This is a genomic window from Skermanella sp. (assembly GCF_059503625.1).
On sequence record NZ_JCACHA010000595.1, the window covers coordinates 1 to 18,078 of the forward strand.

The 18,078-nt window shown below is 60.7% G+C and carries 17 protein-coding genes and 1 pseudogene; 9 read left to right on the plus strand and 9 right to left on the minus strand.

The window, feature by feature from the left end; all coding sequences use genetic code 11:
• A partial coding sequence (locus AC5JJ6_RS15560) for an ATP-binding cassette domain-containing protein (RefSeq protein WP_496042927.1) occupies positions 1-362 on the plus strand: 362 nt, incomplete at its 5' end.
• Between the two features lie 320 nt (positions 363-682).
• On the opposite strand, the gene AC5JJ6_RS15565 is transcribed toward AC5JJ6_RS15560, so the two are convergent.
• The 3 genes from AC5JJ6_RS15565 to AC5JJ6_RS15575 form a co-directional block, all read right to left on the minus strand.
• On the minus strand, positions 683-946 hold the full coding sequence (locus tag AC5JJ6_RS15565) for a hypothetical protein (protein WP_496042928.1): 264 nt from the start codon (positions 944-946) through the stop codon (positions 683-685).
• Between the two features lie 364 nt (positions 947-1,310).
• The gene (locus AC5JJ6_RS15570; RefSeq protein WP_496042929.1) at positions 1,311-1,787 is read right to left on the minus strand and encodes a hypothetical protein; all 477 of its coding nucleotides are present in this window, start codon (positions 1,785-1,787) and stop codon (positions 1,311-1,313) included.
• Between the two features lie 494 nt (positions 1,788-2,281).
• Positions 2,282-3,385, minus strand: coding sequence for a site-specific integrase (locus AC5JJ6_RS15575; RefSeq protein ID WP_496042930.1), 1,104 nt, complete (start codon positions 3,383-3,385; stop codon positions 2,282-2,284).
• Positions 3,386-3,635: 250 nt separating this feature from the next.
• On the opposite strand from AC5JJ6_RS15575, the gene AC5JJ6_RS15580 reads away from it, so the two are divergent.
• Together AC5JJ6_RS15580 and AC5JJ6_RS15585 are read left to right on the plus strand one after the other, a co-directional pair.
• On the plus strand, positions 3,636-3,788 hold the full coding sequence (locus AC5JJ6_RS15580) for a hypothetical protein (RefSeq protein ID WP_496042931.1): 153 nt from the start codon (positions 3,636-3,638) through the stop codon (positions 3,786-3,788).
• A 366-nt stretch (positions 3,789-4,154) separates the two neighbouring features.
• Positions 4,155-5,471: pseudogene (locus AC5JJ6_RS15585) on the plus strand (IS701 family transposase).
• Positions 5,472-6,180: 709 nt separating this feature from the next.
• On the opposite strand, the gene AC5JJ6_RS15590 reads toward AC5JJ6_RS15585, so the two are convergent.
• The 3 genes from AC5JJ6_RS15590 to AC5JJ6_RS15600 form a co-directional block, all read right to left on the minus strand.
• Positions 6,181-7,206, minus strand: a complete 1,026-nt coding sequence (locus tag AC5JJ6_RS15590) for a Bug family tripartite tricarboxylate transporter substrate binding protein (RefSeq protein WP_496042932.1) — start codon at positions 7,204-7,206, stop codon at positions 6,181-6,183.
• A 511-nt stretch (positions 7,207-7,717) separates the two neighbouring features.
• Positions 7,718-8,626 (minus strand): NAD(P)-dependent oxidoreductase, encoded by a 909-nt coding sequence (locus AC5JJ6_RS15595; protein WP_496042933.1) that lies wholly within the window; start codon positions 8,624-8,626, stop codon positions 7,718-7,720.
• Between the two features lie 264 nt (positions 8,627-8,890).
• Positions 8,891-9,889: a LysR family transcriptional regulator gene (locus tag AC5JJ6_RS15600; protein WP_496042934.1), complete on the minus strand. Its 999-nt coding sequence runs from the start codon at positions 9,887-9,889 to the stop codon at positions 8,891-8,893.
• A 145-nt stretch (positions 9,890-10,034) separates the two neighbouring features.
• Between AC5JJ6_RS15600 and AC5JJ6_RS15605 the strand changes: the two genes are divergently transcribed.
• From AC5JJ6_RS15605 to AC5JJ6_RS15630, 6 genes are all read left to right on the plus strand, one after another.
• A complete protein-coding gene (locus AC5JJ6_RS15605; RefSeq protein WP_496042935.1) occupies positions 10,035-10,589 on the plus strand; it encodes an FUSC family protein in 555 nt (184 codons plus the stop codon).
• Between the two features lie 50 nt (positions 10,590-10,639).
• Positions 10,640-11,041 carry a hypothetical protein gene (locus tag AC5JJ6_RS15610; RefSeq protein ID WP_496042936.1) on the plus strand — a complete coding sequence of 134 codons (402 nt, stop codon included), beginning with the start codon at positions 10,640-10,642 and terminating at the stop codon, positions 11,039-11,041.
• A gap of 289 nt (positions 11,042-11,330) precedes the next feature.
• Positions 11,331-12,215 carry an amidohydrolase family protein gene (locus AC5JJ6_RS15615; RefSeq protein ID WP_496042937.1) on the plus strand — a complete coding sequence of 295 codons (885 nt, stop codon included), beginning with the start codon at positions 11,331-11,333 and terminating at the stop codon, positions 12,213-12,215.
• Positions 12,212-13,243 carry a Bug family tripartite tricarboxylate transporter substrate binding protein gene (locus tag AC5JJ6_RS15620; RefSeq protein ID WP_496042938.1) on the plus strand — a complete coding sequence of 344 codons (1,032 nt, stop codon included), beginning with the start codon at positions 12,212-12,214 and terminating at the stop codon, positions 13,241-13,243. The genes AC5JJ6_RS15615 and AC5JJ6_RS15620 overlap by 4 nt, the downstream gene beginning before the upstream one ends.
• 75 nt (positions 13,244-13,318) lie before the next feature.
• The gene (locus AC5JJ6_RS15625; protein WP_496042939.1) at positions 13,319-14,344 is read left to right on the plus strand and encodes a TRAP transporter substrate-binding protein; all 1,026 of its coding nucleotides are present in this window, start codon (positions 13,319-13,321) and stop codon (positions 14,342-14,344) included.
• Between the two features lie 104 nt (positions 14,345-14,448).
• Positions 14,449-14,865, plus strand: coding sequence for a DoxX family protein (locus tag AC5JJ6_RS15630; protein ID WP_496042940.1), 417 nt, complete (start codon positions 14,449-14,451; stop codon positions 14,863-14,865).
• A gap of 246 nt (positions 14,866-15,111) precedes the next feature.
• Here the strand turns inward: AC5JJ6_RS15630 and yghX are convergent, their stop codons facing one another.
• The 3 genes from yghX to AC5JJ6_RS15645 all read right to left on the minus strand — a co-directional run.
• On the minus strand, positions 15,112-15,999 hold the full coding sequence (yghX, locus tag AC5JJ6_RS15635; protein WP_496042941.1) for a YghX family hydrolase: 888 nt from the start codon (positions 15,997-15,999) through the stop codon (positions 15,112-15,114).
• Positions 16,000-16,513: 514 nt separating this feature from the next.
• Complete coding sequence (locus AC5JJ6_RS15640) at positions 16,514-17,404, minus strand: ABC transporter substrate-binding protein (protein ID WP_496042942.1); 891 nt, start codon at positions 17,402-17,404, stop codon at positions 16,514-16,516.
• 42 nt (positions 17,405-17,446) lie between these two features.
• Positions 17,447-18,078 (minus strand): 4-carboxy-4-hydroxy-2-oxoadipate aldolase/oxaloacetate decarboxylase (locus AC5JJ6_RS15645; RefSeq protein ID WP_496042943.1); only part of this gene is annotated, 632 nt, incomplete at its 5' end.

The window sequence follows — 18,078 nt, forward strand, 5'->3', positions numbered from 1 at the left end:
TCGACGAACTTTCCGGCGGCCAGCGGCAGCGGGCCTTCATCGCCATGGTCCTGTGTCAGGACACGAGCTACATCCTGCTGGACGAACCGCTGAACAACCTGGACGTCAAGCACGCCGTCGCAATGATGAAGCTGTTCCGGCGCACGGCGGACGAGTTCGGGAAGACCATCATCCTGGTGCTGCACGACATCAACTTCGCCTCCTGCTATTCTGACCGGATCATTGCCATGCACGACGGCCATGTCGCCTGCGCCGGCACGCCGGAGGAAATGATAACGGCTGACGTCATCCGCGAGATCTACGGCATAGAAGCCGACATCCACGAAATCGAAGGCCGCAGGATCACGTTGTATTATCGATAGAGGGATTGGCGCGTCGAATCATGGAGCCTAGCCGCAGAGGAAAGCTGAGAAGAAGGTGGCCGTGCCTTGGTTCATTTACCGTGAGTCATGCCAGATCACCTTTGCAATCTTGGCGATTCCTCTGCCCTCGGAAACCGCTGGCCACGACACAATCTCTGCCTAGAAAATTGAGAGGTTCACTTGCTTAATCTCCTCAGCTTAAGGTAGGTGATTTAACTGATTGTTAGAGCAGAGCATGCTATTCAATTTGCTGATCGGTGAAAAGCTGCAAAAGAACTGCCTTTATCAGCCACTGTTGGTTTTATCTTTTCCTTGTATGGTTACACAACTGATTTATCGGTGCGGTAATACTCGGTCAGAATGTTACTGATTTTCCTTGACCTTTCGGCTATCTGCCGTCGGTCGATTTCGTCCCAGATATCTTCGATTGAAGTCCTGAGAGCAACATTTTTTTCCAAGTGGTTGCGCAGCGTAGCATGAGAAACGCCGATCAAGACAGCTATCTCAGCAATCGAGCAGGGCACTGCGGCCAGATTTTTGACTAGGTCTGCATCAATCGTTATGGGTTTCTTGCCTTTAGCCATTATGGCAGAGCTCTCTGGCTGACAGGCTGGTACCGGCTTACGACCAAACGCTGCTTCATTGCCGCATAGAGTGCCAAGAACAGGTAAGATCCCTTGCAAAGCTTTCGCCGGCTATAATAAGTAGCGTTTGGACCTAACCAACGATCTACAAATATTTTACAATCAGGCAAAATTTTTCAGCAAATTCTTAAAGCTGCTCATGAGTAGTGCGCCACCCTTTTTCTATAGCAACGAGAGCCAATCAACGAAGTCGCCATTGCGAAGACAATCCTGAATCTGATGCTCGATCTCCATCGGCTTTGCATGATTGCTGGTTTCTATCAGGACAGTCTTTGTGCCATCTCAATCTCCGTACAACACGTTGTCAATGGATCATAATGTCTTCCGGCACGACCGCCCCGCTCGGCAAATCTCGGTAAGGCAGCATCAGGCCCTGCGCGGCGAATACCCCACCGAGCCGAATTGCGCCTTTGAGCAGACTGTCGGGATTGACGGTGCCGGAGAGTGTCTGTGCTGCCGTCTGGGCCAACAATCCGTCTCCCCTCTGGCAGGCACCGAGAAGAATCAAGAACAGGGCTTCATCGTCGCCGATCCAGGTGCAGCATGGTTGGTGATGGCTGATGGTACGCCGCGCCGTCTGGCGCAGTATCTCGATCATTTCAGCCAGCGCCGACGCCGCCTCGCGCGCGACCGGCTCTCCACACCGACGCTGCAGCACACGCCAAACGGTGTCCCACTGCTCCGGCGCTTGGTGGCGGATCCCTAGAACCCAGCGGCGGAACGCCCACACGATCAGGGACTCCGCATCCTCCTGCTCCGGGATGAAATCGAGGTCGGGCATGCTGGTAGTCGATCGATTGAACATCTGGTATGACACAGGAGCACCATTCTGACAGTGATAGTCAATCGCAAGATCCGATCATTCTTATACTCTCTGCGAATGTCTCGCAACAAAACTTGCAAGATAGAGTGTATTAGACTCAATATCGTCAAATTTAGCCAACGCCTGCCCGTGATTGTGGACAATTGAACGAGGTAGCTGCGGCAAGCTAGCTTTTCCAAGAGCACGGCTTATAAGGCCATGTAATAGCCGTACAGGCGCGGTCCTGTGCGTCCTGGATACAGGCGTCTTGGGCGGACCGGCTCAAGGGTGTTGGCAAAAACGTCGATCAAGGCGCGCAGCGGCACCGTCAATTTGACAGCTTGGTGTTGCCGGGAGAGCGTCAACTCGGCTTTGACGTCGTCGGCGATGATGGCGTCGACGACCTCGTGGTCGATCCAGCCGTTGAGCTTGAAATCAGCTTTGTTCTGGCGGACGCACCGCTTCCCCCGCTCTCAGGTTCGGCGCATGACCTTCTCGGTAACGTTGTTGCGCCACAGGTCGGATGAGCGCATGTAGCGGCGGGCGACCTCGACCGACTTGTGGCGGGTCTGGCGCATGACGTCGTGGAGCTGAGCCTCCGCCTCGGCCGCCGCGGTGGCGAGGCCGGCGCGCAGGCTATGGCCCGAGTAGCTGCGGGTGGCGCCGACAGCGAGGCTGCCGAAGGTTCTTTCCATCAGCCCGGGATCGCCGTCGCCGACCGCCTCGGCGGTGTCTCTGACGAGCCGAACTACCGCCTTGTCCGATAGCCGGGTGGCGGTCATGACACCGCCAGCGCGCAGGCCGACGAACAGGGGATCGTCGGATTGATGGGCATCGCGGTGTTCGAGCCAGCGGCGCAGCGCAGTGGGGGCGCACAGATCCGGGTCGTCGGAGCGCCAGACCGCGATCGCCTGCCCGGCCCCGTGCTGGTCGGTCTTGGAGCGCCGGACGGTCAGCACAACCCCCCGGCCCTCGACGAACTCAAGGTCGCCGGCGTCGAGCGCTACGATCTCGGAGCGGCGCAGGGCGCCGCCGAAGCCGGCGAGCAGGATGGCGCGGTTGCGCAGGCCGAGCGGCGTGTCGGGCTGGGCCCGGACCATGCGGGCCAGCATCGCCGGCGTAATCGGTGTCGCCAGGCGGGCCGCGCGGGTGCCCCTGCGCCGGCGGATACCGTCCATCAGCAGGGCGATGCTCGGGTGACCGGGGTCGAGCGACAGCCCGACCAGACGGTGGGCGGTGACAATCGCGGCGAGGTGGACCTGGAGCGTCGCGACGGCGAGGCGCTCGGCCGCGGATGTAAGGTACATGCCGACAAGCCTGGGGTCGCCGCTCAGCGCCGGCAGGCCGAGGCGGGTGCACCAGGCATCGTACTGGCGCCAAGCCGAGCGGTAGGCCCGCAGGGTACCCGGTCCGCGAGCCTGGGTGGCGTAGACGGCAGCCTGGGCGGCGAGGTCGCGGATCTCATCGGCCCGGTCAGGGTCGAACCCGCCTTCTGGAAGGACGAGGTCGCCGAGGATGCCGGTTGACACCACCAGCCCCTGCCCTGCTGCCGCCGTGAGAAGCTCGTCGTCCGCCATGTCCCCTCTCCCCCGCTTTGCCGCAGGTTCCCCTGCCCCGCCGCCCAGTGCCCGATGATCCCACCGGGCGCCGGGCTGCCCAGACCGATTTCTCTTCCAGGTAGCTGTATCGTAAGTTTCACCCGTGGACAATGTCCGAAAATACTCCCATCTGGCAGGTTTCTAACACTGGCAGAATAGGGGAACGTAAGATGTGCAGTCTATCAAGAAGGTGCTTCTATATCAGACTGCTAGCCGGACGATAATCGCTATGGCGGTTACGCTCAGCCAAAGCCAGCACTTGGTCATGTTGTTGTTTTCGGATGCCATCGCCGCCAAGAAGATCGAGCCGATCATCACGGCGAGGAAAATTACAGAGGTTATACCGTGGTTCATAGAAGCATCCTTGCTTGTATCTTCCTGAAACATCCTGTCAATTTGACTAATGGATAGTGAATTCAATCCCATTTAATTGAACGATTTTGTTGCGTAGACTCCTTCACTAATGAAGGTCAACTTGGTAGCCTCAAAGAGGTCATCAGCTGCAGGAGCCTTGTTCCAGAAAATGCGGGGATGCATCACCTCAGCATCGGCCTCCCACCAGCCGATACTTCCCGCTATCACTGGCGTCCCCCGCGCAGATCCCGGCGTGCGGCTTTTGCTTCGCTGCACCTTCGGCGTCCCGCACCAGGCTCCTGCCGAAGGTCAGACGCAACCGGCATTCGGGGCTTAGTCTTACTGTGTCATAAAGCCGGTTGTAGGAGGCGAGTTGGTAGCCATATAGAATGGCATGATCAAGCCTTTTTCTGTTTCTCCCGATGCCGGAAGTGAGGTCCGGTTCCAAGCTTACATAAACGCTCTTTCCGAGGAGATCGGTCACGCCGACCGGATCGATCCGCTGCGCCACTATTGCACCGGCCTGCTGCTGCCGGGCGAGCGCAAGAGCATCGAGCCGATGGCCGCCCGCCTCGATCCGCGGCATGTCCAGGCAACCCACCAATCCCTGCATCATTTCGTCGCCAAGGCCCCGTGGGACGACACCGCCGTGCTCACGGCGGTGCGCGAGCAGGTGCTGCCGGCCCTGACCCGGCACGGCCCGATCACCGCCTAGATCCTCGACGACACCGGCTTTCCCAAGAAAGGAACCCACTCGGTCGGCGTGGCGCGCCAATACTGCGGCCAATTGGGCAAACAGGATAACTGCCAGGTCGCCGTGTCGCTGTCCCTGGCCAATGACGGGGGCAGCCTGCCGGTTGCCTTCAATCTTTACCTGCCGGAGGAGTGGGCCAACGATCCGGTCCGCCGCACCAGGGCGGGGGTCCCGAAGACCCTCGCTTTTCGGACCAAACCGCAGATTGCGCTGGAACAGATCCGACGCGCGTTGGCCGAGGGCCTGCCGCCCGGTGTCGTGCTGGGTGATGCTGCCTATGGCGTCGAGACCGACTTCCGCACGGCGCTGACCGCCGTGTCCTTGAGCTATGTCCTGGGCGTGCAGTCTACGCTTGGCGTCTGGCCTCCGGGACGCGGTCCCCTGCCGCCCAAGCCGTAGTCGGGCAAGGGGCGTCGGCCCAAGCTCCAGCGTCGGGATGCCGAGCATCAGCCGGTCAGCGCCAAGGACCTCGCTTTCACCCTGCCGCCGAGTGCCTGGCAAACGGTGAGTTGGCGCGCGGGCAGCCGGGGTGACCTGAGCGGGCGCTTCGCCACGGTGCGCGTGCGTCCGTCCCATCGCGATTATTGGCGGGCCGAGCCGCATCCGGAGGAGTGGCTGCTGATCGAGTGGCCGGCGGGTGACAAGGAGCCGTCCAAGTACTGGCTCTCGACCTTACCGGCGACCACCACCCTGGTCGATCTGGTTCACATGGCCAAACTACGCTGGCGGATTGAGCGGGATTATCAGGATCTCAAGCAGGAACTTGGGCTCGACCATTACGAAGGACGCGGCTGGCGCGGCTTTCATCATCACGCCACCTTGTGCATTGCGGCCTATGGCTTCCTCGTTCGCGAGCGAAGTCTTTTCCCCCCTGACGAGCACTTCCGACGCCCAACGCCTGCGCTACCCCCGGGCTGGCGGCCCCGAGGGCGTCCCGGTGCGGCCGGAACGCCATAACCCGTCGTCGATCACCTCGGTGCGCCGCCGCCTGACGGTCGCTTTGGCCCGCAGCCTGCCGCGCTGCCCGTGCTGTCAACAGCAACACGTCACAGCTGTAGCGTCCTTGTCGCCGGTAAGGAATTTATGACACAGTAAGATTAGGTGGCCCATCCAGTTCCAGTCCGTGGGCGTAAGCCGTCGAGGACATGCGGGGTCCAGCTCTGTATCCGGGGCATGCATTGGCCTTCGCCCCTCCTTCGACCAGCCGCTTTTCCTCCACGCTCTCCGCTCCCACCCATCGACCAGTGTTGTTCGAGGCTTCATCGGTACTATCCAGCTGTCCGATTCGTCCGATTTTCCGGTTCGGCTTCGGCTCCTCGCCTTCCCGAACCGATTTGGAACCGCCGTGGCGGCTGCGGGCGGCTGGAGGTCTTCCAGGTTCCGACCCGATCCTTGACGGCTCGAACTGGTCTCAGACTCCGGTGGAGCGGCGGTCCCTCGCAGAACGGTCCCGCACATGTTGCCTGCGGCGGTTTGTAACGCCTCGACCTCCACGGTGACAATCTTCCCAAGCTCAATACCGTCTTCGTATCGAGGTGTAAGCTTCGCAACCATCGTCGTTGATGATCCCGCGACACTCACTACTGGGCGGGCGCTACCCCCTGCCCGAACCGGGCTTCCGCCGGCTGGATTGCGCCAACTTTGCCTGGCGCACGCGGACAGGTTCTTATTCGAGTTTCGTTCCGGTACGCTTTACGAGGTCTCCCCACCGAACAATTTCCTGGGCGATGTGGTCACGGAACTCGCCCGGAGTGCTGGTCCAGACATCGGCGCCTTCCGAGGACAAACGTTCGGCGATCTCGGGTGCGGCCATGGCGGTTTTGATCTCGGCGTTGAGACGATCGACGATCGCCTTCGGCGTGCCGGCTGGAACCAATATGCCATACCACTGGGAAGCCTCGAAGCCGGGAAACCCGGATTCCGCGACAGTGGGAACGGTGGGAGCGGCTTTGAGGCGCGTGGTTCCGGAGACGGCGAGAGCCCGCAACTTGCCAGCCTGGATATGCTGCATCAGGGTGGGTGCGCCCGTGAATGAGAGCTGCACACGTCCTCCAAGCAAGTCCGTCACGGCAGGAGCGGTTCCCTTATAGGGAACATGGGTCATGGTGATGCCGGCACGATCAGCGAGCGCCACCGTTGCAATATGGGCAGCACTGCCGATACCGCCGGACGCATAGTTGAGCTGACCAGGGTTCTGCTTGGCGTAGTCAATCAGCTCCTGAAGCGTCCTGGCTGGAACGTCCGGGTGAACAACGAGCATGTTGTGCACATTCGCAATACCGCTTATCGGCTCAAAGCTCTTCAGAGGATCGTAGGGCAGCTTCGGATAAAGGGCTGGATTGACCGCGAGCGTACCGATATGGCCCATTACCAAAGTGTGCCCGTCCGCGGCGGAACGTGCTACATAGCCCATTCCGACGGAGCCGCCCGCACCACCTCGATTATCGACGATAACTGGAAATTTAAGAGCCGTCTCAAGCTTCTGCCCCAAAAGGCGGGCTAGAATGTCGGTGGATCCGCCAGGGGTGAACGGTACGACCAGTGTGATGTTCTGGCTTGGATACGTCTGAGCCCTGACCTGTGCCGGGTGTGAGACTGTGATCGTCCAAGCTGCCACTCCCAACGCGCCCAAAAGGATATGGCGGCGGGTGAGAGCGAGACGGACGGATCCTTCCGACGGACGATCATTCATTTGAGTTATGCTCCCTGGTGTGAAGTAGTGCGGTAGTTTTAGAAGATACCGCAGGTTTTTGTATCTCGGTTACTTGTCTCTCTGTGGCATCCCAATTTCAGGACTTGTCAGCACGCATATGGCTGGCGATGAAGCACAGTAGATTTCCGCTGCTTCGATGCATGGGTATGATCCAAGAAATTCAAATTTTTACTTTACTATTGGTTCTTGCCCGTAGCTTTTTTATCCGATAATCTTTTTGGGTTTTGACCAGATTATTGCTGAACTGATGAGGAAAATCGCAATTAACATCATGTTGACTGTTTAATACTATTCATTTTCTGTTATGATGACTCTGTGCATCCACACACCAAACCAAGTTGATCTCCATCGTGAAGCTACCAACTGGTCCGGTCCAGCCGGGGCACGGCCGGTCAAAAACCTACCGCTTCACCAGCCTATCGGATCATGTCGATACCTTTACACCTATGGCACTGGAGCATCAGGACTCCAGTGCCACCGTACCGCGCCGTCATTCCTCGCCCGACGTCGCGCCAAGGGCCGGCAGGGCGAGGAGTGCATCCAGCAAGACTCCGAGATCACCCCCGGTCAGGACGCCCGGCGGCAGCTCACGTCCGCGCTCAGCCGCCCAGTCCTGGCGGATCGCCGTCGGAGCGCTGAGGATTGGCTCGATGCCGGCCTCGCGCACGGTCCGCGCTACCTCGCGCATCTCCTCGGCCCGGCGCCTCCCGTGCACCAGCGGACGGGAGATCATCCAGCGCGCCAAGCCGGCCCAGTCCTTGTGCGGCAGCGTGTCGGCAAGTGAGCTCAACACCTGCTCCTCGACCCCGTAATGGCGCGCAGCGAGCATGCATTCCGTCGTTAGCGCCTCCAGCCCCTTGATCATCACGCTGCGGCACATCTTGACGGACGAGGCCCGGCCTACCTCAGGCGAAAAAGCCGTCAGGCGCATGTCCCATGGCGCCGCCAGATCGATGAACGTTTCAGCATGGGAGCCGCCGAGCAACATCGGCGAGCGGATGCCATGTGGCGGCACACTGGTCATGACTGCGGCCTCGACATAGCGTCCTCCCGCCTCCTCCACGACCGCGCTTGCTGCCTGTTTGGTCGATGGGGAGACCGAGTTGACGTCCAGGAAGAAGGGAGCGTGCCCAAGGTGCCCGACGACCGTTTGGGCAACGGTCAGCGCCGATCCGGCGGTAACCGAACTTATCACCAGATCCGCCTGCGCCGCCGCTTCGCCGGCACTGGCGCGTACGATGATTTCCTGCGCTCGTGCAGCCTTTAATTGGAGGCTGTCCGGATTTTCAAAAGCGATGTCGAAGGCAGCGAGATGCGATACGCCGGCGACGCGCAAGTCGCGGGCGAAGATTTGGCCGACCTCACCAAAGCCGATCACGGCGACGCGCTGAAGCTTCATAACATATCCTCTTCATCATGAAGTACAGGTGGCGATCCAGTAGAAAATTTGACTCGAGAACTCTTCGAAAAGCCCGCTTCGTTGAAAAGCATCACCAAATACCGCTTTCGCAGATTATCATCGCAAACGTGTGCGTTCACTTACCTGAGAGCCTTGGTGCTCAGGACCGCTGAAAGATCATATCGCGTGTTATAGCCAGCGCTGTTTTATCCCTTGTTGCGCGTCATGTCCTATCGCTTTTTCGGGAAGAAATATAACAGGCGGTTATACATAGAGACCCTTCGCCGCAATTTCGGCGAGATACACCTTCAGGCACTCGACGAAGATCGTGCTGGCCAGCGGCAGAACTCTGTTCCGGGAATATATCAGCCCGGCGGGACGGCGCGGCGCTGGCACTGGCAGTGGCACGACGCGGAGTGTGCCCCGTAGGAGGTCGCCGACCATCATCAGGCGGGGCATGATCGAGATCAGGTCGGTGGAATGCAACATCTCCCGGATGAAGCCGTAGGACGAGGAGCGGAGCGACGACGAAGGGGTGAGATCGAGTTGCGATAGAAGATGCTCGATCTCCTGTCCGACGCGTTGACTGACGGTAGGCAGGAGCAGATCGTAGCAGCGCAGTTCGCTGACGGTTATCGGTTCCAGTTGAAAGATGGGATGATCATATCTGGCGAGGATGGAGATCGGTTCCTCATAGAGAGGCTCACGCACAAAGCCATCTGGGACCACCGGCTCATAGAGACGCCCGACGATCAAATCGATTTCACCCGCCGCCAGCAGGGGCAGAACCTCCTCGGTCCTGCCTTCCACCAGCCGTATATCGAGATCGGTGTGTTCGACCTTCAGCCGACCCAGTACCCCGGGCAGAATGCCTGCCGCCGCCCCTGGCAACGCGCCAAGCGCCACGATGCCGCTGCTGGAGCTTGACAGCCGGTCCAGATCCTCATCCAGCCGGTGGAGTTCGGCCAGGATGCGTCTTGCCGACTGGATGACACCGCTACCGGCAGGCGTCGGCAGCATGCCTCGGGCGTGCCTTTCAAACAACCGCATGTCGAGAATGGATTCGAGTTCCTGGAGGCTTTTGGTCAGGGCTGGCTGACTGATCCCCAGAGCCGCGGATGCCTTCGATAGACTATGCTGGGAGCTGATGGCGTCGACAGCTCGGAGGTGATGAAGTTTCAATCGCTGATCGAGGTATCTGCGCTTGATCACAGCGGCATCGGTTCCGGATTGAGCTGTGGCGGCCGAGCAGATAGCCTCCACGGAGTTAAGATACTTATTTTCAAGGATCGATGATTGTCTCCCCAGGTGACGGGATCAAGACATTTATCGATGGTTCATGAGGAGAAGGCTGTTGGCGTCGGGCTGGCTCTCCCGTAATCGATCCAAGCTGGTGCAGACTTTGCGGATGACGGCCTCGAGCCTGGCGACCTTCGCCCTTGCCGAGGCGCTGGGGCTGCCGCAAGCGTTCTGGGCCGTCATCACGGCCTTGATCGTAACCCAGAGCAATGTTGGAGGATCGCTCAAGGCGGCGCTCGACCGGTTCACCGGATCGCTGCTCGGGGCCGTCTATGGCGGCGGCGTCGCCTTCATGATCCCGCATGCCGATGGGCTGGCAAAGGCGGCTGCCCTGGTCGTCGCCGTGGCGCCGCTCTCGTTCATGGCGGCGTACTCGGCCGGTTTCCGCATCGCGCCGATCACGGCCATCATCGTGCTGCTAAGCGCCACAGGCTCGACACTGGGCCCGCTCGGTTTTGCTACGGACCGCATCGTTGAAGTCGGTCTGGGCTGCGCGATCGGGCTGCTGGTCTCGATCCTGGTCGTTCCAGCCCGCGCGTCCCGGTTGGTTCTGGAGACGGCAGCCGATGTCACGCGGCTTCTGGCCGAACAAATGGAAGCGATGGCGGTCCTGGACGATCAGGCACAGGCGAATCTGAGCGCTCTGGCGGTGCAAAGAGCCTGAATCGACTTGAAACGTTGGTGGGAGAGACGGCGCGCGAACGGCGGAGCCGCTTGACGGACATGCCCGATCCGGAGCCCCTGCTTCGGACTCTGATGCGCCTGCGTCACGACGTAGTCATGGTCCGCCGGGCAGTTGGAGAGCGGGAGCTTGAAATTCTGCGGGAGCATCCGGCGCAAACCTGGTCGTCCGCCGCCCGGACCGGTGCCACGACTCTCAGGAAGCTCGCCGATGCCCTGTCCGCTGGGCGGCCGCCGGAACGTTCCGATGCAATGGCCAATGGCATCGCTGAATACAGGGCGGCAATTGACGAGATGAGGCGATTGAAGCTGACCACGCATCTTCCAACCGATACGCTTTGGCGGCTGTTCGGCGCCGGGTTCGCGCTCGAGCAGTTCCGACGCGATCTCGACGATCTGGTCGAGCGGGTCGGGGATTTCTCCGCTCACCGATAATTCCCTGAAGAAAATACCCCGCACGGTGGGTGATCCGTCGATGGGCGGCACTGCCTTATAACGGCTGGTTATAGCGACAGCTGAAAAAGCGATACGACAAACCTGGCCGGGCGGCGTAGGACTCGGGCGGCATCCAGCCGATCCATCGCATGCGGGATGCCCTCAAGCAATAATCAATGCGGGCTCAAGAACGCTATACAAAAGGGAGTGTCCACCCGATGCATCCACATCTGGCATGCCGTCATCATGCTTCCTCCTGCCTACGCGGGGCTTCCGCCGGGAGGTGCATGTGAGTCAAGAAACCACGGTTCTCTCCGAGCGCCGCAAACCGGCGTTCAAGTTACCTGTTGGAGCCTGCGACGCACATTGCCACGTGTTCGGGCCGGGTGCTGCCTTTCCCTATGCTCCGAACCGCAGATACACTCCCGAAGATGCGCCCAAGGAAACGCTGGCCGCCCTTCATGACCATCTCGGCATCGAACGCGCCGTCATCGTTCAGGCGAGCTGCCATGGGGCCGACAACAGGGCGATGCTCGATGCCATCGCATGGCGGCCGGACCGCTACCGTGGCGTCGCCATCGTAGACCAGAGCTACGGCGAGGCCGAGCTTCATCATCTGCACCAGGGTGGCGTTCGGGGCGTTCGCTTCAACTTCGTCCGTCACCTTGGCGGCACGCCCGACATGGACCTGTTCCATCGAACGATGGACCGGATCCGGGAACTTGGCTGGCATGTGGTGCTGCACCTGGACGCGCCCGACATCGTGCCGCTGACTGGGATGATGCGCAAACTGCCAGTGCCGTTTGTGATTGACCATATGGGCCGGATCGATTCCGCCCTTGGAGTGGAACAACCGGCTTTCCAGGCGCTGCTCGACCTGGTTCGGATGTCGGCCTGCTGGGTCAAGGTGTCGGGCTCGGAGCGCATCTCGAAGCCGCCCTATGACGCCGCCCTGCCGTTCGCCCGCGCCCTGGTCGAGACGGCGCCGGACCGGGTGCTCTGGGGCACGGATTTCCCACACCCCAACCTCGCCATCCCGGCCGACGAAGCCGATCTGGTCGACCTCCTTCCCCGGTTCGCAACCACGCCGGAGGCTCGTCAGCGCCTCCTCGTCGACAATCCGGCCCGCCTCTACGGCTTTGTGGGCGATCAAGCATCGGGGAACGTGGCATGAAGACGATTATGATGAAGTCTCCCGCACATAAGCGCGGAGGACTGTCGCAACGCGCTCTCCTGCTGACCTCAGCGATTCTTTCGGCCGGTCTCCTGCTGGGGTCTCTTCTGAATAGTGCACAAGCGCAATCCGGCTATCCAACGAAGCCGGTTCGGGTCGTGGTGCCGTTCGGTCCCGGCGGGATCGCCGACACCAGCCTGCGGATCGTCGCGGAGAAGCTCACCGGTGAACTCGGCCAGCAGGTGATCGTCGAGAACCAGCCCGGCGCCGGCGGCATCATCGCGGCCAACAAAGTCCTCAAGTCGGAAGCCGATGGCTACACATTGGCTTTCCTGACCAACGGTACCGCGATCAGCGTACCTCTGTTCAAGAAGCTGCCGTTCGACCCGCTGACTGATTTTACGCCGGTCTCATCCGTTTCCTTCTTCGACTTCGTCCTGGTGACGAACGCGCAGTCGCCATTCCGCACGGTCGCAGACGTCGTGATGGCGGCACGGGAGAAGGCCGACGGCCTCAACCTGGGCACCATCAACGTCGGCAGCAGCCAGAACCTTTCCGCGGAGCTGCTCAAATCGGCGAGCGGCGCGAATTTCGCTATCGTGCCTTACCGGCAGACCCCGGACCTTCTGGTCGGTGTACTGCGGAATGACGTCGATCTGATGATCGACAATTATGCCGCCGTGAAGGCAGCCATCGACGACGGCCGGGCACGTGCCATCGCGACCACGGGCACCAAGCGCTCGCCGGCGCTGCCTGACGTGCCCACCGTCCAGGAAAGCGGCATCCAGTCCTTCGAGGTGACGTCCTGGAACGGCATCTTCGCGCCTAAGGGAACGCCGAACGAGGTCATCGCCACGATGAACCGCGCTCTCCAAGCCGTCCTCACCAAGCCGGACGTCAAGCAGCGAATGCTCGATCTTGGGGTCGAGGCGCGGGCCAGCACGCCCGACGAACTGCGCACCCGGCTCCAGAGCGATATCGCCAAATGGGGCGACGTCATCGCCAAGGCTGGGATTGAAAGGCAGTGAGGATTGCGCTGACCTTTCGGCCACCAGCTGAGCTGAAAGGAAAATAAAACTCTTCATTCAGAAGGAAAAACCATCGTGAGAAATCGCTTTAGAGCCTTGACGACCGGATTGCTCTTCGCAGCTCTGACCCTGCCCATGCAGGTAGGCGCCGCTGCAGCACAAGAGGTCCAGAACCGTCAGATCAAACTCGCTTTCCTGCCCACGGCCGAGCATCCGATCGGGCTTGGAGCCAAGAAGTTCGCCGACCTCGTCGCTGAGAAGAGCAATGGGAAGATCAAGGTTCGGCTCTTCCCTGGGGGTACTCTGGGCGGCGACCTTCAGGTTGCCTCCGCTCTGCAGGGCGGCACGGTTGAAATGACCATCCTGGTCACCAGCCTGCTGGTCGGGAATTCCAAGAACTTCACCCTTCTCGACACGCCGTTTCTGTTCAACAACGAGAAGGAAGCTGACGTTATCCTGGATGGGCCGGTCGGCCAAAAGCTGCTGGATGGACTTCCCGAGAGGGGACTCGTTGGCCTCAGCTATTTCGAGTACGGCTTCCGGAATTTCACCAACAGCCGGCGGCCCATCCAGAAAGTCGAGGACCTGCAGGGTTTGAAGATTCGTGTCAGCCAGACTCCGCTCAACATGGACTTCGTCAATGCGTTGGGCGCGAACGCCATGCCTTTACCCATCCCCGAAGTCTACACGGCGCTTGAGACAGGAGCGGTCGACGGGATGGACGCGCCTTTGTCTTTCATCCGTCTGCAGAAGTATGATGAGGTGCAAAAGCATCTTGTCCTCACCAAGCACGTGTACAACGCGCAAGCAGTTCTTATCAGTAAACGATTTTGGGACCGCCTCTCCGAGGATGAGCGGAAGATCCTTCAGGAATCCGTTCGAGAGGCGCGGGATTATCAACGCCAGGTGTCGCGCGAGAAGGACGCTGCTGAAGCCGATGCTTTGAGGACGACAATGCAGGTCACGGAGCTGCCCGCGGCAGAGATCGCGAAGATGCGTGAGGTGGCGAAGCCGCTGACTGAGAAATACAACAAGGAGATGGATGGTGAACTGGTCAAGAGCTTGCAGGACGAGCTCGGCAAGTTGCGCGGCACAAAATAAAACCACTGTGATAAAGCTTGACGATCCCAGCTCCTTTGCTCAACGTTTCCATTACAAGCTGTCGGTCACAAAGAACGTACTGAGCTGACTAAGTAAGGAATGACATGCGACACACTGAATCCCTTGACCGCTATACTCCCTTCGCCTTGGCGGCGCTCAGGATCGTGGCAGCATTGATCTTTATGGAACATGGCACACAGAAGCTGTTCGGCTTTCCAGCTCCGCCGGCGAGTGGGCTGCCTCCGGTGCTGTCGCTCTACTGGATCGGTGCCATCCTGGAATTTGCCGGCGGTCTCCTGATCCTGGTTGGTCTGTTTACCCGGCCTGTCGCTTTCCTGCTCGCGGGCGAAATGGCGGTGGCATATTGGATGTTCCACGCTCCCCGGAGCCTTTACCCGGTGCTGAACGGGGGCGACGCCGCCATCCTCTACTGCTTTGTGTTCCTGCTGCTCGTGTTCACGGGGCCGGGCGTCTTGAGTGTCGATGGCAGGCGGGGCAAAGCTGGTTCGTACTCCTCTTGATGAGGCTACCGCCTGCTTGCGCAGATGATCTTCTGCCTCAACGTTTGCCGGCCTGTAAACTATCCTGAAGCGATCAGCCAACCTGACGATGGTGACGATTGACATTCGCCGCCGATCGATTGCTAAACGCAGCTAATTTGTCAGGGCCGGATCTGCCTGGAGAGCAGACGCGCGTCAGCCCCGTCGTCTATGAACGGCCTCAGAGCCCCGGCGGGTCTGGAGCAACCGGCCCACCTTCACCTTCAATCAGGCAAGATGGCGCCGGAACCATTCAATAGTGCGGCTCCAGGCGAGTTCAGCGGCATCCTTGTCGTACCGTGGCGTCGAGTCATTGTGGAAGCCGTGGTTCACGCCGGGATAAATGTAAGCTTCGTAGGTCTTGCCGTGCTCCTTCAGCGCCGCCTCATAGGCTGGCCAGCCTTCGTTGATGCGGGTGTCGAGTTCGGCATAATGTAAAAGCAAGGGTGCCTTGATCCGAGGGACGTCTTCGGGGCGTGCCTGCCGGCCATAGAACGGCACCGCAGCCTGCAGGTTTGGAAACGCCACCGCGGCGGCGTTGGCTACACCCCCGCCATAGCAGAAGCCGGTGATCCCCACCTTGCCAGTGCTCGCCCCAGGAGCACGCAGGAACTCGATGGCGGCGAAGAAGTCGTTCATCAGCTTCTCGGGGTCGACCTGGCTCTGCAGCGTGCGTCCGTCCTCGTCATTGCCGGGATAGCCACCGATGGAGGTGAGCCCGTCGGGTGCCAGCGCCACGAAACCCGCTTTCGCCACCCGGCGCGCCACGTCCTCGATATAGGGGTTGAGGCCGCGGTTCTCATGCACGACGACGACGCCGGACACCGAGCCCTGGACCTTGGCGGGACGCACCAAGTAGGCGCGCACATTGCCGTGACCGTCTGGCGAAGGGTAGGTGATGTACTCGGGCAGGATCTCGGGATCGGTGAAGGAAACCTGCTGGGCCCGCGCGTAGTTTGGGCTCATCGCCGCGAGAATACCGGCGGCAGTGAGACTGCCAACCGCATATTTTCCAGCGTGATCGAGGAAATCCCGCCGGGAGATGTGCCCGTGAGCGTAGTAGTCATAGAGCTCCAGGATCTCGGGTGGGAAATCCCTGGCTGTCAGACGCTGCATGGCAAGTTTCCTTAGAATATAAATTGACGAGAGCTGAGGGCGTTCCCGCCATGCCCTCGACACATGGAAGGTCGAGGAACCCAGTATCTCGCAGGATCTGACGCCTGGTCCAGTGTGATATTCAGCCGACCTGTCGGCGGCGCCCGCGCGATTTACATTGAGGAATAGCGGCTCACCTCAATCCTGATCTCAACCGTTACCAAGATGGATCATGTTGGCGGCAACAAGGATTGCACCTTGGACAAGCCTGTTCCTCAGAACGGAGTTTGTTGAGGTATCCGAGAGCGTGTGGGATGATCACAGCGGCAATAAGTCCACCCGGCAGCGCGAATCCTCAGTTGCGGTGGTTACCCCGTCGACCCATTCCTGGCAAGGCACAAGATCACCTTTCACCTTGCCCCTCGAGTCCTAAGCAGGGCACTGCTCGACGAGCAACTTCAACGGCATCGTTAAGAACATTGCGACATGCATCTCAGTTCAGTGAACATTCCCGATCAATGAGGTCCAATGTCCCTTACATGATATCGGTCGGCAGCCCATCCCAGATTTCATCCGGGCTTAGCTGCCGCGGCAGCAAGCCCTGATCGGCCGCATAGCGCAAGGCGAGTTCGATTGCAGGCTCCAGGGCCGCACGGCCGATGGGCAATGGATCGCGCCCATTACTCGGGGAGGACGCGACAGCTTTGGCGTCCCTGAACATGCGGATCAGTTCCGCGACCAATTCCGGACGCCGTTCCGCCAGATCGCGCCGGACGGTTACCAGATGGTTGACCGGCACCAGGTGATGGCGCTGCCAGAATGCTTCGGCCGAAGCTTGCGCATCGGGGAAAACCGGGCGGAGTAAGGGATCGGCCGGCACCTCGTTGCCGACGATGACGGCGTCCAGCTCGCCGTCCTGCAGCATCGTCAGCAGCTCCTTACCCGGCGGGGCGCGCTCCGCCCAGGAAGGGTCCCGGTACTCGGCGACGTGCGCCCCTTCGAACGTGATCCAGCGAACCTGATCAGGCCGGATGCCGTAGTCGTCGGCGAGGATGCCGCGCAGCCACATGCCGGTAGTCTGGCTGTAGGCCCGCACCCCTACTCTGCCTCCGGCGAGGTCGGCAGGACCATCGATCCCGCCGTCCGCCCGGCACAGCAGGGCCGACTGCTGGAAGCGAGCGGCCATGACCACGGGCAACAGCACCAGCGGCTTGCCCCAGGCTTTCGCCTGGAGGAAAGTCGCGATCGCCATCTCACTGACATCGAAGCGCTGCTCTCGCACCATGGGCGCGAAAGCGCGGTTGATCGTCGGGATGTCGGCGAACTCCAGGCGCAGGCGGTCGGAGGCGATCTGGCCGGACTTCAGCGCCTCAGTATGGCTGTAATTGCCGATCGCCGCACTCAGCACCGGCTGGTCTTTGGTCATCACTTCCACTCCCTCGTTTCGGTCCTTATCCTGACGCGGCACTCAGCCTTCCGCCGCCATCCTGCGATACGTCAGCCCCTTCTCCGCCAGCTTCTCCCGCATGCCGTAGATGTCGAGACCGAGTTCGCCAGCTTGCAGCCGTGCACGGGTGCCTTCCTCCTTGCGTTCGCGCGCCTCGCTCTTGCGCAGCACGTCGTCCGCCGTCGCGCGTGACACCACCACGATGCCGTCGTCGTCGGCGATCACGAGATCGCCGGGATGGACGAGCTGACCGGCACAAACGATGGGAACGTTGACGGAGCCGAGCGTTTCCTTGACCGTTCCTTGGGCGGAAACTGCCTTGGACCAAACGGGAAAGCGCATTTCGGTCAGAGCCGCCACGTCGCGGCAGCCGGCCTCGATCACCAGCCCCAGCACGCCGCGCGCCGCCAGCGAGCAGGCCAGCAACTCACCGAAATAACCGGTGTCGCAGGGTGAGGTCGGGGCTACCACGAGCACGTCGCCAGCATTGCACTGCTCGACGGCGACATGGAGCATCCAGTTGTCGGCCGGCGGGATCGACACCGTAACGGCGCTGCCGGCGATCTTCGCTCCCGGATATATGGGGCGCATAGAGGCGGCGAGCAGACCGGTGCGGCCCTGCGCCTCGTGCACGGTGGCGACGCCGTAGGGGG

What these genes read in the sequence shown, in the direction of transcription:
- AC5JJ6_RS15570 (WP_496042929.1), bottom strand. Translation starts at nt 1,787, where the DNA reads ATGCCCGACCTCGATTTCATCCCGGAGCAGGAGGATGCGGAGTCCCTG.
- AC5JJ6_RS15565 (WP_496042928.1), bottom strand. Translation starts at nt 946, where the DNA reads ATGGCTAAAGGCAAGAAACCCATAACGATTGATGCAGACCTAGTCAAA.
- AC5JJ6_RS15640 (WP_496042942.1), bottom strand. Translation starts at nt 17,404, where the DNA reads ATGACCAAAGACCAGCCGGTGCTGAGTGCGGCGATCGGCAATTACAGC.
- yghX (WP_496042941.1), bottom strand. Translation starts at nt 15,999, where the DNA reads ATGCAGCGTCTGACAGCCAGGGATTTCCCACCCGAGATCCTGGAGCTC.
- AC5JJ6_RS15595 (WP_496042933.1), bottom strand. Translation starts at nt 8,626, where the DNA reads ATGAAGCTTCAGCGCGTCGCCGTGATCGGCTTTGGTGAGGTCGGCCAA.
- AC5JJ6_RS15580 (WP_496042931.1), top strand. Translation starts at nt 3,636, where the DNA reads ATGGCGGTTACGCTCAGCCAAAGCCAGCACTTGGTCATGTTGTTGTTT.
- AC5JJ6_RS15630 (WP_496042940.1), top strand. Translation starts at nt 14,449, where the DNA reads ATGCGACACACTGAATCCCTTGACCGCTATACTCCCTTCGCCTTGGCG.
- AC5JJ6_RS15590 (WP_496042932.1), bottom strand. Translation starts at nt 7,206, where the DNA reads ATGAATGATCGTCCGTCGGAAGGATCCGTCCGTCTCGCTCTCACCCGC.
- AC5JJ6_RS15605 (WP_496042935.1), top strand. Translation starts at nt 10,035, where the DNA reads ATGACGGCCTCGAGCCTGGCGACCTTCGCCCTTGCCGAGGCGCTGGGG.
- AC5JJ6_RS15620 (WP_496042938.1), top strand. Translation starts at nt 12,212, where the DNA reads ATGAAGACGATTATGATGAAGTCTCCCGCACATAAGCGCGGAGGACTG.
- AC5JJ6_RS15575 (WP_496042930.1), bottom strand. Translation starts at nt 3,385, where the DNA reads ATGGCGGACGACGAGCTTCTCACGGCGGCAGCAGGGCAGGGGCTGGTG.